The 16,832-nt window shown below is 35.2% G+C and carries 14 protein-coding genes; 9 read left to right on the top strand and 5 right to left on the bottom strand.

What is annotated here, in order from left to right; all coding sequences use genetic code 11:
- Positions 1–8 precede the first annotated feature (8 nt).
- Positions 9–1,073: a chorismate synthase gene (gene aroC, locus BMY56_RS03050; protein WP_091619675.1), complete on the bottom strand. Its 1,065-nt coding sequence runs from the start codon at positions 1,071–1,073 to the stop codon at positions 9–11.
- A gap of 228 nt (positions 1,074–1,301) precedes the next feature.
- On the opposite strand from aroC, the gene BMY56_RS03045 reads away from it, so the two are divergent.
- The gene (locus BMY56_RS03045; RefSeq protein ID WP_091620070.1) at positions 1,302–2,174 is read left to right on the top strand and encodes a UDP-2,3-diacylglucosamine diphosphatase; all 873 of its coding nucleotides are present in this window, start codon (positions 1,302–1,304) and stop codon (positions 2,172–2,174) included.
- On the opposite strand, the gene BMY56_RS03040 is transcribed toward BMY56_RS03045, so the two are convergent.
- A complete protein-coding gene (locus tag BMY56_RS03040) occupies positions 2,171–5,089 on the bottom strand; it encodes an FAD-binding and (Fe-S)-binding domain-containing protein (RefSeq protein WP_091619672.1) in 2,919 nt (972 codons plus the stop codon). The two genes, BMY56_RS03045 and BMY56_RS03040, sit on opposite strands and share 4 nt — an antisense overlap.
- A gap of 89 nt (positions 5,090–5,178) precedes the next feature.
- Here BMY56_RS03040 and BMY56_RS03035 point away from each other — a divergent pair, with 89 nt between their 5' ends.
- Together BMY56_RS03035 and BMY56_RS03030 are read left to right on the top strand one after the other, a co-directional pair.
- On the top strand, positions 5,179–5,673 hold the full coding sequence (locus tag BMY56_RS03035; protein WP_091619669.1) for a hypothetical protein: 495 nt from the start codon (positions 5,179–5,181) through the stop codon (positions 5,671–5,673).
- A gap of 103 nt (positions 5,674–5,776) precedes the next feature.
- Positions 5,777–6,895 (top strand): TlpA disulfide reductase family protein, encoded by a 1,119-nt coding sequence (locus BMY56_RS03030; RefSeq protein WP_091619665.1) that lies wholly within the window; start codon positions 5,777–5,779, stop codon positions 6,893–6,895.
- A gap of 69 nt (positions 6,896–6,964) precedes the next feature.
- Here the strand turns inward: BMY56_RS03030 and BMY56_RS03025 are convergent, their stop codons facing one another.
- Both BMY56_RS03025 and BMY56_RS03020 read right to left on the bottom strand, forming a co-directional pair.
- A complete protein-coding gene (locus BMY56_RS03025; protein WP_091619662.1) occupies positions 6,965–8,623 on the bottom strand; it encodes an LVIVD repeat-containing protein in 1,659 nt (552 codons plus the stop codon).
- Between the two features lie 127 nt (positions 8,624–8,750).
- Positions 8,751–9,401 carry a rhomboid family intramembrane serine protease gene (locus BMY56_RS03020; RefSeq protein WP_091619660.1) on the bottom strand — a complete coding sequence of 217 codons (651 nt, stop codon included), beginning with the start codon at positions 9,399–9,401 and terminating at the stop codon, positions 8,751–8,753.
- On the opposite strand from BMY56_RS03020, the gene BMY56_RS03015 reads away from it, so the two are divergent.
- Together BMY56_RS03015 and BMY56_RS03010 are read left to right on the top strand one after the other, a co-directional pair.
- The gene (locus BMY56_RS03015) at positions 9,344–10,351 is read left to right on the top strand and encodes a lysophospholipid acyltransferase family protein (protein ID WP_317040589.1); all 1,008 of its coding nucleotides are present in this window, start codon (positions 9,344–9,346) and stop codon (positions 10,349–10,351) included. The genes BMY56_RS03020 and BMY56_RS03015 overlap by 58 nt on opposite strands.
- Before the next feature lie 95 nt (positions 10,352–10,446).
- On the top strand, positions 10,447–11,436 hold the full coding sequence (locus BMY56_RS03010; RefSeq protein WP_091619654.1) for a sterol desaturase family protein: 990 nt from the start codon (positions 10,447–10,449) through the stop codon (positions 11,434–11,436).
- Here BMY56_RS03010 and glmM read toward each other — a convergent pair.
- Positions 11,433–12,821, bottom strand: a complete 1,389-nt coding sequence (glmM, locus tag BMY56_RS03005; protein ID WP_091619651.1) for a phosphoglucosamine mutase — start codon at positions 12,819–12,821, stop codon at positions 11,433–11,435. The genes BMY56_RS03010 and glmM overlap by 4 nt on opposite strands.
- Positions 12,822–12,915: 94 nt before the next feature.
- Here glmM and BMY56_RS03000 point away from each other — a divergent pair, with 94 nt between their 5' ends.
- The 4 genes from BMY56_RS03000 to BMY56_RS02985 all read left to right on the top strand — a co-directional run bounded on the left by BMY56_RS03000 (position 12,916) and on the right by BMY56_RS02985 (position 16,796).
- The gene (locus BMY56_RS03000) at positions 12,916–13,512 is read left to right on the top strand and encodes an acyl carrier protein phosphodiesterase (protein ID WP_091619648.1); all 597 of its coding nucleotides are present in this window, start codon (positions 12,916–12,918) and stop codon (positions 13,510–13,512) included.
- Positions 13,513–13,574: 62 nt separating this feature from the next.
- Entirely contained in the window at positions 13,575–15,266 is a 1,692-nt protein-coding gene (ggt, locus tag BMY56_RS02995) for a gamma-glutamyltransferase (protein ID WP_091619645.1), read from the top strand.
- A gap of 74 nt (positions 15,267–15,340) precedes the next feature.
- A complete protein-coding gene (locus BMY56_RS02990; protein ID WP_091619642.1) occupies positions 15,341–16,042 on the top strand; it encodes a hypothetical protein in 702 nt (233 codons plus the stop codon).
- Between the two features lie 157 nt (positions 16,043–16,199).
- Positions 16,200–16,796: an LURP-one-related family protein gene (locus tag BMY56_RS02985; RefSeq protein WP_091619639.1), complete on the top strand. Its 597-nt coding sequence runs from the start codon at positions 16,200–16,202 to the stop codon at positions 16,794–16,796.
- Positions 16,797–16,832: the final 36 nt, after the last annotated feature.

Raw genomic sequence — 16,832 nt, 5'->3', positions numbered from 1 at the left:
AAGGAACCCTATAATTTAATGGTTCTATTAAGTAAGGAATAATCTGCTAAAACCATTGCGGTCATTGCTTCAACTATTGGCACTGCTCTAGGCACAACACAAGGATCATGTCTTCCCTTTCCTTGAGCCTGAACTTTATTACCCTCTTTATCTATAGTTTCATACCCTTGTATTACAGTGGCTACTGGTTTGAACGCAACATTGAAATAGATATCCATTCCATTACTAATACCGCCTTGTATACCTCCACTGTAATTGGTTTTAGTAGAACCATCACTATTAAATTGGTCATTATGATCGCTACCTTTCATTTTTACTCCCTCAAAACCACTGCCATATTCAAAACCTTTGACTGCATTAATAGAAAGCATTGCTTTACCCAATTCTGCATGAAGTTTATCGAATACTGGTTCGCCTAAACCAATTGGTACATTTTTGGCGACACAGGTAATAATACCTCCTATGGTATCTCCTTCTTTTTTGATTGACTTAATATAGTCCTCCATCTTCATTGCCATTTCTGGGTCGGGACACCTGACCGCATTTGATTCCGTTAAGCTTAAATCTAAATCTTTATAGTCTTTATCTAGCCTCATATCTCCAACTTGAGATACAAAGGCATGTATTTCTATTCCTTTTAAAAACTGCTTTGCAATGGCACCGGCTACTACCCTACTAGCTGTTTCCCTAGCTGAACTTCTACCTCCACCACGATAATCTCTAAAGCCATATTTTTTATCATAAACATAATCGGCATGAGATGGTCTATAAGAATCTTTAATATGACCATAATCCTTAGATTTTTGATTGGTATTATGTATGGCAAAACCAATGGGAGTACCCGTTGTTTTACCTTCAAAGATTCCAGAGAAAAATTCTACTTCATCTGGCTCCTTCCGTTGTGTAACTATTGCAGATTGACCTGGCTTTCGACGATCTAAATCACGTTGAATAGCCTCTAAATCCAGTTCAATTCCTGATGGGCATCCATCAATAACTCCTCCTATTGCTTTTCCGTGAGATTCTCCAAAAGTGCTTACCCTAAATATGGTTCCAAAGGTATTTCCGGCCATAATATGTACTTTCTAAATTAGTTGATACTGCTTGCAATGCTTACTTCATCGCAGGCTTCAAAGGTAAATGTTAAATGCATGAAAGAAAAATTTTAAAAGTGCTTAATATTAGGTTAACCTACAACAATTGTGATAATGATAATTTAACCTTATCATTAAGGATTGTTGACCTATATTATAGCAGGTCAACATACCAATAGGTTTAATTTTGTCTTCAAAATTACGTCTTTGAAAAAACGTCGTCTTGAAATAGCTGTACTTTCAGATGTACACTTAGGCTCTTATGCATGTCATGCAGAAGAGCTTCTTACCTATTTATCTAGTATCGATCCCAAGATTTTAATTCTAAATGGAGACCTATTTGACGCAAAGAAGATGCGTAATAATTACTTTCCTCCATCTCACTTAAAAGTAATCAAGAAAATATTTACCATAGCTTCAAAAGGTACCGTAATTCATTTTATTACGGGTAATCGTGATGAACCTTTTCGTAAAATAGATGGCATCTATATGGGAGCAATTAAAGTTTCCAATCGCCTTACCTTAAAATTAAACGGAAAGAACACCTTATTTTTTCATGGTGATATTTTTGATTTCTCATTTAGACACTCACATTGGATTTTAAATTTTGGTGGGTTCGGATTCGATGTCTTACTTAAACTTTCTAAACTGAAGACAAAAACGCTTCGTTTATTCGGAAAGAAAAACAAACCTTTTGAAAATCCTGAATTAGAGTTTGGAGAACGTGACCCGGTTCAGATTGCTCGATTTGAACATAATGTTGCCAAAATGGCTATTGAACAGCATTACGACCATGTCGTATGCGGACACAGCCATTCCCCAAACAAACAAGTTATTGCAACCAGAAAAGGCGAATGCCTTTATTTAAACTCTGGTGATTGGGTAGAACATATGACGGCTTTAGAATATTCTTTTAAACGTTGGAAGTTATATCGTTACGAAAATGATAAGTTAGCTTCATTTTATATGGATGAGGAACTTAAATCAATGGATATGAATGAACTCATAGCCACAATTACCCAGAATAAAGCAAGTAAAGTTCAAGACAAAAAAAAACGTGATGGTCTAGACAAAAATTAATTTACCAAGGCTTCTTTCAATATACTCACTGGGTGTTTTGCAATTCTTTTAGTACCGTCAAATATTTGATGTCTACAACTTGTACCATTTGCGGCAATTATGGTCTCTGGTGCAGATTTATTAACTGATGGAAATAATTTCAACCCTCCTATCTTCATACTCGTTTCATAATGCTCTTCTTCATAACCAAAAGAACCAGCCATACCACAACACCCAGAGGGAATTATGGTTACTTTATAATTTATAGGAAGATTCAATACATCGAAAGTCACTTTTTGGTTACTTAATGCTTTTTGATGGCAGTGATTATGAATTTTAACATTTTTAGCTTCTTCTGTAAAATCGGTAACTTTCAATCGTCCATCTGAAATTTCCTTTGCCAAAAACTCTTCAATTAAAAATGAATGATCGGCAATTTTTTGAGCTACCTCTTTATCGGCTGCCATACGTTTGTATTCATCCCTAAAAGAAAGAATTGCTGAAGGTTCTAAACCTAAAATTGGTAATCCCAAGTCAGCAAATTTCTTTAATTCTTTTGTGTTTTTCACAGCCAGCTTCTGTGCTTGTTTTAAAAACCCCTTAGAAAGAAAGGTTCGCCCACTTTCAGCGAAATATAATTCCACATTATATCCCAAACGAACTAGTAATTCTATTGCATCTTTACCAACTTCTACATCTAAGTACCTTGTAAATTCATCAATAAACAAGATTACTTTATTTTTAGTCGTAGTATGTTGACCTACAATATTTTGTAAGTGATTATTAAAATTAAAACTATAAACTTTTGGCAAGCTCCTTTCTTTGGCTACTCCACTTGCTTTTTTAAGTAGGCCACCCAATAATTTTGACTCATAAACAACGTTGGTTAAACCAGCAACTTTACTCCCAAAACCATTAAGTTTGGTGTTATAAGCAAACAATTTACCTCGTAATGGGTATCCGTTCGTTTCTTGGTATTGATATAAAAATTCAGCTTTTAAGGTTGATATATCCACATTACTAGGACATTCGCTAGCACAGGCTTTACAACTAAGACATAAATCAAACGCCTCCTTTATTTCCGGACTGTCGAATTCGTTTTTCGAGACACTCTTTGGGTTTGTTAAAAATTCTCGTAATGCATTCGCTCGACCACGTGTGGTATCCTTTTCATTTTTTGTGACATGATAACTTGGACACATACCACCGCTCATATGGTGTGTTTTTCTACAATCGCCACTACCATTGCACTTTTCAGCTGCTTTTAAAATTCCTTCACTATCAGAAAAATCTAATAACGTTTTAATTTCAGGCTCTACACGATCAACTTCGTATCGAAATGATTTATCCATCGGATAAGCATCTACAATTTTTCCTGGATTAAAAATACCCTGTGGGTCAAAATAAGATTTTATCCTTCTTAGAAGCTCATAGTTTTTATCCCCAATCATTAATGGAATAAATTCTGCCCGAACAATACCATCTCCATGCTCACCACTAAAAGAACCCCTATATTTTTTTGTAAGCTTAGCTACATCAGTGGTAATGTTCCTAAATAAAGCTACATCAGAAGACTTTTTTAGATTAAGTATGGGCCTCAAATGCAATTCACCAGCACCAGCGTGCGCATAATACACTGCCTTTTGGTTATACCCTTTCATAATTAAAGTGAACTCGGCAATAAACTCCTTTAAATCGCTCAATGCCACAGCTGTATCCTCAATACATGCGACTGCTTTCATATCACCAACAATATTACCTAAGAGTCCCAATCCGGCTTTACGAAGTTCAATTGCTTTAGCAATGTTATCACCTACCAAAGTTGCATTCGCATAGCTTAAACCAGAATCTTCAACTGTTTTAATCAGTGAAACGATCTCCTTTTCCAGTTCCTCCTCGGTATGCGCATTAATCTGTAGCATTAACAATGCTTCTGGATCACCTTCTACAAAAAAGCGATTGGCCAGTTGCGCTCGATTATTTTTGGTACAATCAAGAATTACCTTATCCATCATTTCACACAATTGCAGAGGATGCTCCATTACAGGCACAACATCCATTAAACAATCTTCTAACGAAGTATAATGAGTGACTACCATTGCCGAATATGCAGGTGGTAATTCATCTAATTGTATTGTAATTTCTGTGGTGAATGCCAAAGTTCCTTCACTACCACACAGTAATTCTGCCATGTTAAAATACGGTTGCTGCCCCCCAAACACATCAGCTTTTAACAATTCGTCAACCGCATAACCCGTATTCCTTCTATGTATTTCGGGCTTAGGGAAATTATCAATAATTTCTTTAGATACTTCTTTATTAATCAATTCTTTATAAATACTATTATAAAGTGATGCTTCAAATGTATTATTTTGTTGTTTTTGATGAAACTGCGCTTCTGAAACTCGCCCAAATTCAGCCTCACTCCCATCTGCCAAAATTGTTTTAAGAGAAACAACCTTATCTCTTGTTACCCCATATTGAATTGAAGTGGTACCTGAAGAATTGTTACCCACCATACCACCAATCATACATCTATTTGAAGTTGACGTATTAGGACCGAAAAATAATCCGAAAGGTTTTAAATACAGATTAAGTTCATCTCTAATAACACCTGGCTGAACAGTTACTTGCTTTTTAATTTCATCTAATCTTACAATTTCAGTAAAGTTTTTAGAAACATCCACTACCAAACCGTCGCCAACACATTGCCCTGCCAATGAAGTACCAGCAGTTCTTGGAATTAATCCTATTTTATGCTCTTTAGCAAATACTACAATTTTTTTTATATCAGATACTGTTTTAGGAAAAGCAACGCCAACGGGTATTTTTCGATAAACGGAAGCATCTGTAGCATAGAGTCCTTTCGTTAAATCATCGTATTGTAAATCCCCTTCTAAATCTTGTTGTAACTTTGACAGTAAATTATTTTTCAACGTAGCACAATTTTGACCGCTAAATTAAGTTTTATTGTGTGAGCTACATTACAAAAAGCTCATTTTTCATCACAAAAATTATGAACTATATGAAGATTTTAAAAGGTATTTCAGTATTATTATTTATGGCCACCTGCTCTCTATCAGCACAGGAAATTGCCGATCATGCATTAGGTTTACGTTTAGGGGATAGTGACGGATTTGGCGCTGAAATCAGCTATCAAAAATCACTTAGCCAGAGTAATAGGTTAGAATTTGACCTAGGCTGGCGTGATAGTAGAAATTTCAATGCCTTTAAAATTGCCGGCCTATACCAATGGGTACGTACTATTGAAGGTGACTTTCAATGGTATTACGGTATCGGCGGTGGCTTAGGCAGTGTAGATTTTCCAAATAACCCAAACAGCAATAATGATGGAGGTTTATTTGTTTTTGCCGCTGGTGATATAGGAATTGAATATAATTTTGACATTCCTTTACTTCTTTCGTTGGATTTTAGACCAGAATTAGGTGTTGTTGGTTATGACGGATTTTCTGATAATTTCGATTTTGATATAGGTCTTGGTATTCGTTACCAGTTCTGATCACTAGCTTAAAACTAATTTAAAGACCTCTGACCAATGCGTTAGGGGTCTTTTTTTATATCTCATATATAAGTACATTTGTAACTTAAACTAAGTGAATTTTATGAAAAATAGCATTGTAATTTTACTAACTGGAATTTTAATGTTCAGTTGCAACTCCACCCCTGAAGGCTTTACCTTAAATGGAAAATTAAGAGGTGAAATACCTGATGGCACAAAAGTATTCCTTAAAAAAATAAGTGAAAACAATCAACCTATAGAGGTAGACACAGCAATAACTACCAATGGTGATTTTAAATTTACCGGAAAAGCTGATATACCTGAACTGCATTATATTTTTGTTGAACAATTACCAGGCTATACTGCTGTGATATTAGAAAACGGAGATATTCAATTCAATGCTGAAAGAGATAGTATGGGCTTTGCTGAGATTAGCGGGACTTTTCAAAACGATGCTTTTGCTGATTATATGGAGCAATCAAGAGAAATTTCATTGCAGGCTCAATCTATTCAAAAAGATATGCAAGCTGCCACTGGCGAAGCGGCATTGGCATTGCAAGATGAGTTCAAAGAATTACAAGAAAAGTATAAGACTTTCGAGTTGGATTATGTAAGAGCCAACCCAAATGCTCTAATATCAGCGCTTGTTCTTGATAGAGCAATTGCAACAAAAGCTGTTTCATTATCGGAAATTGAAGGTCTTTACGATACCATGTCTGAGGAAATTAAAAACTCGCCATCTGGCAAAAAGGTTTTAGAAGGCATTGAGAAACTAAAAAAATCTGAAGAAGCTGGTAAGAACTCAAGTATCGGTGCAGTTGCCCCAGATTTTTCAGGTCCAAATCCTGAGGGTGAAGTAATAGCTTTAAAAGAGGTAATGGGCAAGGTTACTTTAATCGACTTTTGGGCAGGATGGTGCAGACCATGTAGAGCTGAAAACCCTAATATTGTTGCTGTATACAATAAATACCATGACAAAGGATTAAACGTTTTAGGTGTTTCTTTAGACAGAACAGAAGAAGCTTGGAAGAAAGCAATTACTGAAGATGGTTTAGAATGGAACCATATTTCTAACATTGCATATTTCGACGATCAAATTGCAAAATTATATAATGTAGAAGCAATTCCTGCGGCATTCCTATTAGATGAAAACGGAGTAATCGTGGCTAAAAACTTAAGAGGTACGGCACTTGAAGAGAAAGTTGCTGAGCTTTTAAATTAACACCCTATTTTAAAAAGTAAAAGCCCCAAGGAAATCACCTTGGGGCTTTTTTATTTATAGCTTGAGATATTAAAACTTATTGAAATAATCGTTAAACGTACCTGTTACAGTAGCACTACCTGCTTTGACAACAGAGCCCCAAATTACAGCTATGGTACTATCTCCTAAGAATTCTACAGTAGCACCATCTTCAAGTATTAAATCGCCATAAATTGACACACTACCTTCGATACGAAGCGTAGCCCCAGCTTTTACGACAATATCTCGCGATCTATTTGTTCTACCAACAACAATGGTTCCGTTCATTTCAAAAACACCATTCTCATTAATAGTGATATCATCTTTAACTGTCCAAGAACCACAAAGTAATAGAGTACCCTCAACAGTCAATGAATTGAAACGTTTTGATCCAGAATACGCTTGTTCTTCCCCAGCTGGAACAGAATAACGCGAATCTCCGTTGAATGAAGCCAAATTTTCACAACTACTCACCAAACTTTGGGTAGGTCTATTCAACTTAATGATTTGAAATCCGGATTTACCTGAAGCTGCAAAAATGTAATCTCCTTTAGATGCTACATAATTAATAGAACCAGTAAGCTCTATAACACCAACACCTTGAGTATTATCAGTTGTATTTTCATTAAGACTAAGTCCTCCTGCTCCATTTGCCATAAGCAAAACATTTTCATTCACAGCAACACCATTCGTTACAATATCACCTTGTTCAGCGTTTTCAGGGCTTGTTAGAATAGGCAAATATTCAACAAAACTACCAGAATTTGCATTATATATACCCGCTCCTTTAGAGCCTTCCGCAACAACAATGTTATCATTAGAAAAATCTAAGGTACGCTTAGCGTCTATTCCAAAATCTGATTCAATACCTATAGTTCTAGTTACATTAAGACTTTGATCTAAGAAACTAACACCTTGGGCAGCATCTAGAACAGCTATTTCATTTCCATTATAAGCTACGGAACGTAAATCGGCAAAGGAAGCCTCATTCAAAATACTCATGTCATTCTTATCATAAATAACAACAAAACCGTCTTGACCACTTGTAGCGATAACATTATTGTTCATAATACTAACATCTGTTGCGTTAAAACCTTCTTGAAATCCGAAAGTTATATCTGAGGTGTTAAGTCTACCTCCACTTACCGCTATTTTAACCACTACCGAGTTTGCGGTAGCAGTAACAGATTTTTCAGAATCTACACCACCAGCTGCATAAACGTAACCAGCGTCATAAGCTATCGAATTTAGGTCTGCATTTGTAAAATACACTCTAGATGTAACTCTTGGATTATTTGGGTCGCTAATATCAATAACATCGACAGCACCTACATAATCTTGGCCAACTGTATTATAAGATACGTAACCATAATCACCATTTAAGGCTACATGCGTAGCAGTTAAATTTTCTCCATTTTCAAATGAAGGAGGTGCAATTTGTGCAACCAAAGTAAGAGGGTAATCACCAGCTTGTTCAGCCTTACCAGTCGCATTGTACCTTTTTGCGCTTGAAATAGGATCCTCATAAATATCTAGAACACCAGCACGTTCGAAACTTACACTATTGTCTAATTTTAACTGATTGGTTTCCTTTACTAAATTATCTTCAGGATTTTCAAAAATTGTAGTTTCATCACTACAACTTGCTACTAAAAACGTAACAGATATGGCTATTGACCATACTTTTCTAATAGATAGGTTTGAATTCATTTTTAATTCGGGTTTTTTCAATAACGACTTGTTGTACCCGAATGTTGTATATACACAGAAAAATCCGATGAAATGCAGCCCTTATTAATCCAAACAATGAAAAGGAATAAATAAAACACAAAATCTGTTAAATCTTACCCATCTTCTCAAGAGCGAAGAGTAAGATAATTGGGAGAGCCAACAAGCCAACCATTAGAGTTTCAGTTTGTAACAAACTTGGCATAAACAATAAAGTACAAGCGTAGCCGCCTATCGCACCACCGAAATGTGCCGTATGACCAATATTACCCAAACGTTTTTTCATTCCGTATATAGAATACAGTAGATACCCTATACCTACTACATAAGCTGGCACAGGTATAGGAATGAACATAATACCTAATTGCATAGTTGGTTGCAAAAGTATTGCAGCATACAAAATACCTGTAACCGCACCACTTGCACCAACAGCAGAATAATAGGGTTCATCTTTATGAAAGCTTAGCGCCAATAGACTACCCGCCATAAGACTTACCGCATAGATTATAAAAAATTGTACAGGACCGAACCAATTGATAACCACACCAGCAAAAAAATAAAGGGTGAGCATGTTAAACAATAAATGCGAAATATCTACATGTAAAAACCCAGAAGTCGCCATACGTTCTTTCTGTCCTGCTTTTATAGCCCCAATACTGAATTTATATCGCTCAAAGAAAGAGGTGTCATTAAAACCTTTAAGTGAAACCAATACGTTTGCCGCAATTATTGCTATTGTCGCTATATCAATGTTGTACATTATCTACCATTTATTTGGCGTCAAATATAACTATATTTGCCCATAATTTTTTGAGAATGCAGCTATTGGCCTTTGTTTTGATCTACCCATTTATGTGGGTAATTTCCATTTTGCCACATCGATTATTTTATGGTTTTTCTGATATTGCTTTTTTCTTTGTGTACCATGTGTTTGGCTATCGACGTGAAGTTGTTCAAAACAACTTGAATTTGGTATTTCCAGATAAGCCGAAGGAAGAAATAAATCGCATTGAAAAAGAATTTTACAAACATCTTTGCGATACTTTTTTAGAGATGGTAAAAACCATGAACCTGAGTAAAAAGGCGGTAGCCAAAAAATACCGAGTTGTAAATCCTGAAGTTTTACTTGAAATTGAAAAAGAAAAAAGTATTATAATACTTTGTGCACATTATGCCAATTGGGAATGGAATGTAAGCATCAACAATTATGTAAACTCTAAAGGATACGCCGTCTATCAACAAGTAAACAATTCTTATTTTGATAAATTCATTAGAAAAACAAGAGCTCGATGGAATACTACCTTAATTACACAAGGCCAGACAGCAAAAACAGTCATTCAAAATTTCAGAAATAATGTTCGGGCCACCTACGGTATGGTGAGCGACCAATCACCACAAGCACATAGAGCACACTACTGGACCAACTTTATGGGTATTAAAGTTCCCATTTTTAATGGCGGTGAAGCATTGGCTCGTAAAACAGGACTAGCTACGGTATTTTTAAAGGTTAGTAAGGTAAAACGAGGTCATTATAAAGCAGAGCTTATACCTATAGCCCTAAATGGTAAAGAAACTGAAGAACATGAAATAACGAATACGTTTCTTCGATTGACAGAAGAGCAAATCAGAGAAAAACCTGAATACTATTTATGGACGCATAAACGCTGGAAACACAGGGATAAGAAACCCGCTGCCTTCGCTAAAACCTGAAGATAGCTTCAATTTGTTGCTCTACACACCAAATTGCCTCTATTTCTGTATTTTTAGAATTCATTACTACATTTGATGAGACAAATACAAAGGACATGGAGATTTTAGATACTATATATAATGAAGTTTTTGGTTTCTTAGGTATTTCGCAGGCATGGGAGATAATTAAAAGTGGAGATTATAGTGCTTTTAGGACCTATGACGGAATCAAAAGTCTAATTTATCCTATTATTCCTTTATTGGTATTATTAGAACTTATACTTGGTTTAGCCTATAAAAAGCCCCAAACAAAGGTTTACAAGGTAAACTTCTTAATTTATGTTTTCAATAGATTTGTTGGTCGATTTATTGCCATTGCAATGGTCACACTATTAATTGGCTGGCTAGAACCTTATGCACTAATTAAAACAGAATCTAACTGGTATTGGTTTATTTACGGTTATATAGTTTGGGAGTTAGGTCATTTTATTTATCATTATCTAGGCCACAAAGTACGATTGTTTTGGTGCTTGCATTCTACACACCATGCACCCGAAGACATGAATTTATCTGTGACTTATGCACACTTTTTTCTAGAAGCACCTTATGCAGATATTATTAGGACAACAGTATGCCTACTTTTAGGAGTAGAACCTGTAATGCTCTTTTTAATAATGTTTATTGATGGTACTTATGGTGCATTTATTCATGTAGGAGAAAATATGATTAAGGATGCACGGTTTGGATTTTTGAATAAAATAATGCTTACCCCCTCTCACCACAGAGTACACCACGCCAAGAATCCACTTTATTTAGATACTAATTTCTGTAATTTATTAAATATATGGGATAGAGTATTTCATACCTACCAAGAAGAACAAACAGAAATTAAACCGGAATATGGTATTACACGAAAAGTAAATAGCGGAAATTTTTTCGATGTTTACTTCGGCGAAATAATTGCTCTGGCTAAGGATATTGCCCAAGCTCCTGGATTTAAAAACAAATTATTCTATGTTTTTATGCCCCCTGGATGGAACCATACAGGGGAGCACAAAACTTCTAAAATTGTTAGAACAACCTATTTAGAGAATAAATTAACTTAGATACCTGCAATCTCCTTAATCTCTCCAATTATTCTATTCGCTAAACCATCTGCCTCAGTTTGGCTCTTAGCTTCGGTATATATTCTAATGATTGGTTCTGTGTTCGACTTTCGAAGATGAACCCAATTCTCGGCAAAATCTATTTTCACACCATCAATGGTAGACAATTCCTCTTTGGCATATTTTTCAGCCATTGATTTCAAAATACCGTCTACATCTAAACCTGGTGTCAATTCAATTTTCTTCTTACTCATGAAGTAGCTAGGGTAACTTGCTCTAAGTTCTGCAACCGTACCTCCTTTTTCTGCCATCAACATTAAAAATAATGCAGTACCTACTAAAGAATCACGACCATAATGACTTTCTGGGTAGATGATTCCTCCATTACCCTCACCACCAATAATAGCTTTATTAGCTTTCATTTTAGCCACCACATTTACTTCACCAACTGCGGCAGCTTCATACGTACCACCATGCTTTTGAGTAATATCACGTAATGCACGTGAAGAAGAAAGATTAGACACTGTATTACCTTTTGTTTTACCAAGCACATAGTCTGCACAAGCCACCAAAGTGTATTCCTCACCGAACATCTCACCATCATTACTTATAAATGCTAAACGGTCTACATCTGGATCAACTACGATTCCGAAATCAGCCTTCTCTTTTACTACCAGTTCGCTGATATCGGTTAAATGCTCTTTTAAAGGTTCTGGGTTATGAGGAAAATGCCCTGTTGGTTTACAATACAATTCCACCACTTCTACTCCGAATTCCTTCAAAAGTTTAGGAATAGCGATTCCACCCGTAGAGTTTACACCATCTACAACAACTTTAAATTTGGCTTTTTTCACAACTTCAGCATCAACCAAAGAAAGGTTTAAAACTTCATCAATATGAATATCAATATAACTATCGTTCCTAGTAATTTCGCCTAAATCATCAACATCAGAAAAATCAAAATCTTCCTTTTCTGCAATTTCTAATATTTTTGCACCTTGCGCCGCATCTAAAAATTCACCTTTTTCATTTAATAATTTAAGTGCATTCCACTGTTTTGGATTATGGCTTGCTGTCAATATTATTCCACCATCAGCTTTTTCCATAGGCACAGCTATTTCCACTGTTGGTGTTGTAGAAAGGTCTAAATCAATAACATCGATACCCAAACCTATTAAGGTAGAAACCACAAGGTTCTGAATCATTTCTCCAGATAATCTTGCATCACGACCTATGACCACTTTCAATTTATCCTTTTTAGAATAGTCCTTTAGCCAAATACCATAAGATGCCGCAAACTTAACAGCATCTATAGGGGTTAGATTATCCCCTGGCTTTCCTCCAATTGTTCCACGTATTCCTGAAATAGATTTTATTAGTGTCATATATTCTTAATAAGTTTTTGCAAATATAAAGGGTTCGTTCTTACCACTATGGTCCTTCTTTGTAAATTCGATTTAAGAAGCATAAATTAGGCGAATGAACTTTTTAGCGCATATATATCTATCTTTTAATGATAAAGAAATTACAATAGGCAATTTCATAGCCGACAGTATTCGCGGTAATAAATTTGACCATCTACCCAAAAGAGTTCAAAAAGGAATAAAATTGCATCGTTTTATTGACACGTATACCGACACCCACGATATACCTAAAATTAGTAGTAAACGATTACATGCCAACTATAGTCATTATAGTAGGGTAATCGTGGATATTTACTATGATCATTTTCTAGCTAAAAATTGGTCAAAATATTCTGATATTCCTTTGAATGTTTTTGTTGATGATTTTTATGACCTTTTAGAGGACAACTATGAAATTTTACCAGATGGCGTAAAACGAATGATGCCTTATATGATAGCCGATAATTGGATATTCAATTATTCTAAAATGGATGGTATTGCACGTGTACTCAATGGCATGAACCGTAGAACAGAAAACAAGTCTAAAATGAATTTTGCCATTTTAGATCTCGAACAACATTATGATGCCTTCGAAGAAGAATTTACCGATTTTTTTGAAGAGCTAATCACTTTTTCCAAACATAAATTCATTTCATTAGCAACAAAAAAATAATATTATAATACTTTATATCAATAATTTAGACATAATTATATATACTAATAAGTTAACTAACTATGAACCGGATTAAATTTATATTAACGCTGACGATATTCGTGATATTTTGCAGTTGCAAAGACAATCCTGCCAGCCCAACAGGTATCGTAACCGATAAAGCCATGGTCGTTTCTGCACGTGAAGAAGCCTCAAAAATTGGTAGTGATATCATGCAAAAAGGAGGTAATGCCTTTGATGCCATGGTTGGTACGCAATTAGCACTTGCTGTATCATACCCGCGAGCAGGAAATATTAGCGGTGGTGGATTTATGGTGTACAGAAATGCAAATGGTGAAATAGGCTCTTTAGATTTTAGGGAAAAAGCACCTAAATCTGCCTATAGAGATATGTATTTAGATTCTTTGGGAAATGTGATTCCTAACATGAGCACATTAGGAGCTACCTCTGTTGGCGTGCCTGGTTCGGTTGCAGGAATAATAGAAGTACATAAAAAATTCGGAAAACTACCTTTAAAAGATATTTTCGAGCCTGTAATTGTCATGGCAGAAAATGGTGTTATAGTTACAGCTAAGCAAGCCGAAATGCTTGATAATTATCGCGAAGTTTTCATTAAAGTAAATGGTGATAGTACAAAATTCGCATCAGTTTATAAAGAGGGTGAAGTTATAAAATACCCTAAACTCGCACAAACACTTCGTACGATAGCTGAAAAGGGAAGAGATGGATTTTACAAAGGCGAAGTTGCTCAAAAACTAGCAAGTTTTATTCAGGCAAATGGTGGATTTGTAACCGAAGAAGATTTAGCTAATTACCAAGCTGTTTGGAGAAAACCAATTACGTTTAAATATAGAGATTTAAACATAATTTCTATGGGACCACCGAGTAGCGGTGGTGTTACCATGAATCAGATTTTTGAAATGATTGAGCCTTATGATATATCCTCATACGGGCATAATTCTGAGAAAACCATTCAATTATTCACTGAAGCTTCGCGCCGTGCCTATGCTGACAGAAATTTCTATTTAGGCGATCCTGATTTTGTTGAAATTCCTTTAGATGTATTGCTTGAAGACAATTACATGAAACAACGTATGTCTGATTTTTCATTTGAGAAAGCTACAAAGTCAGAGGATGTTTCTCACGGTGAAGTAGAAATTGTAGAAAGTATGGAAACAACCCACTACTCTATAGTTGATACAGATGGTAATGCGGTTTCAGTGACCACAACCTTAAATGGTAATTTTGGCTCTAAACTATATTCTGATGAACTTGGTTTCTTCTTAAATAATGAAATGGATGATTTCAGTTCTAAAGCAGGTGTGCCTAATATGTTCGGACTAGTTGGCGCAGAAGCTAATAGTATAGAAGCTGAAAAAAGAATGCTTAGTAGTATGACTCCTACTATTGTTGAGCGCGATGGCAATCTATGGATGGTCGTTGGAACCCCAGGTGGTTCAACTATTATTACCGCAGTAGCACAAACTATTTTAAATGGATATGAATTTAAAATGAGTATGCAAGATGCCGTTAATGCTCCGCGTTTTCATCATCAATGGTTGCCTGATATGGTTATCTTTGAACCTGACGGATTTTCACCAACATTAATTGAAGATTTAAAATCTAAGGGCTATATAATTAATGAAGAGCGTACTCCCATTATAGGTAAAGTTGATGCGATTAGGGTTTTATCAAACGGTAAATTAGAAGGTGGGGCAGATAAGCGTGGAGATGATGCTGCAGTTGGGTTTTAGATGAGTCTAAACTTTTAAATTCACCTTTATAAGATTTCGTTTAAAAAATTATCAATGAATTATTTAAATACTTTATGTTAAAGAAATTATTTAAGATTTTAATATTTCTGATTTTGTTCGTTGCCATAGGTTTTGGCGTACTGTATTATCTCTATAACAAGCCCTTACCAACTGGAGAATCAGGACCAGAAGCTGATGCTTTAGCCTATAGAATGCTTGATGCCTTACACTATAAAAAATTTAATAACACAAAGATAATTGAGTGGTCTTTTAGAGGTGACCACTCTTATGAATGGAACCGAAAAAAAGCTATTGTAAAAGTTTCTTGGAGAGATAATGTTGTTGAACTAGATTTAATTACCCCACACTCCAGCACGGCATATGTAAACAATAAAACTGTCTCGTATGAAGCTGCCCAAAACCTTATTGAAAATGCACAGCACTACTTCAACAATGATTCTTTTTGGCTAGTTGCTCCTTATAAGGTTTTCGACCGAGGTGCAGAACGTTATTTAGTAGATATGGAAGATGGTTCTGAAGCTCTACTGGTAACCTATAGACAAGGTGGTGACACACCCGGGGATTCTTATTTATGGATTATTGAACCTAGCGGTATGCCGAAGAGTTTTAGAATGTGGACAAAAATAATACCTATTGGTGGTTTAGAAGCAACCTGGGAAGGTTGGATAGAAACTGAAAGTGGTGCTTTACTACCTACCAATCATAAATTTGGGCCTATGTCAATTTCTATGGGAGAAGTAAAAGGGTTTAATTAATAAAATGGCTACTCTGCTTATTATTTGAATTTAAGAAATCAAATTTAAACTAGATTCCTATCATTTTCTATTTCAGAAATCGGTTTTAATTTGATGTTCATTATTGAAATCAATTGTTAACAGCGAGTTCTATAGTAAACAATCTAACTAATCAAACATGCAAGATTATATTTTTCCAATAGATTTCACCTTTCACATAGGTACCTTATCCAATGATTTTACTGCTGTTGATGCTGATAAAAAAACAGTGGCGTATGTAAAACAAAAGCTTTTTAAATTTAAAGAAGATGTTGGCGTTTATGAAAACGAAAGTAAAACCAAGCTGCTTTATAATATAAAAGCAGATAGATGGATTGATTTCTCTGCATGTTATTCGTTTTCAGATCCAAATGGAAACGAATTCGGTAAAATAGGCCGAAAAGGTTGGGCGTCTTTATGGAAAGCACATTATGAGATTTTTGACAAGAATAAACAGTTAAAGTATACTATTCGTGAAGAAAATGCTTGGGTGAAAGTTCTTGATGGTTTGGTAGGGCAAATTCCTATTATCAATCTATTTACAGGCCTCTTCTTAAATCCTGCTTACCTTGTTATGAACGGCAATAATGAAACTGTAGTTCGTCTATCTAAGGAAAAATCTTTGGTTGGTCGTCGTTTTAAGGTTAGTGAATTAAAAAAAATGAAAGGAAACGATGATGATATTATCATTTTAAGTTTAATGATGATGGTTTTATTAGAAAGGCGTAAAGGCTAGTGAGTAACAATTAATACTATATAAATTACATTTCTA

This window comes from Maribacter orientalis, from assembly GCF_900109345.1.
GTDB classification, from domain to species: domain Bacteria; phylum Bacteroidota; class Bacteroidia; order Flavobacteriales; family Flavobacteriaceae; genus Maribacter; species Maribacter orientalis.
This window is presented reverse-complemented; position numbering and strand designations above follow the sequence as displayed.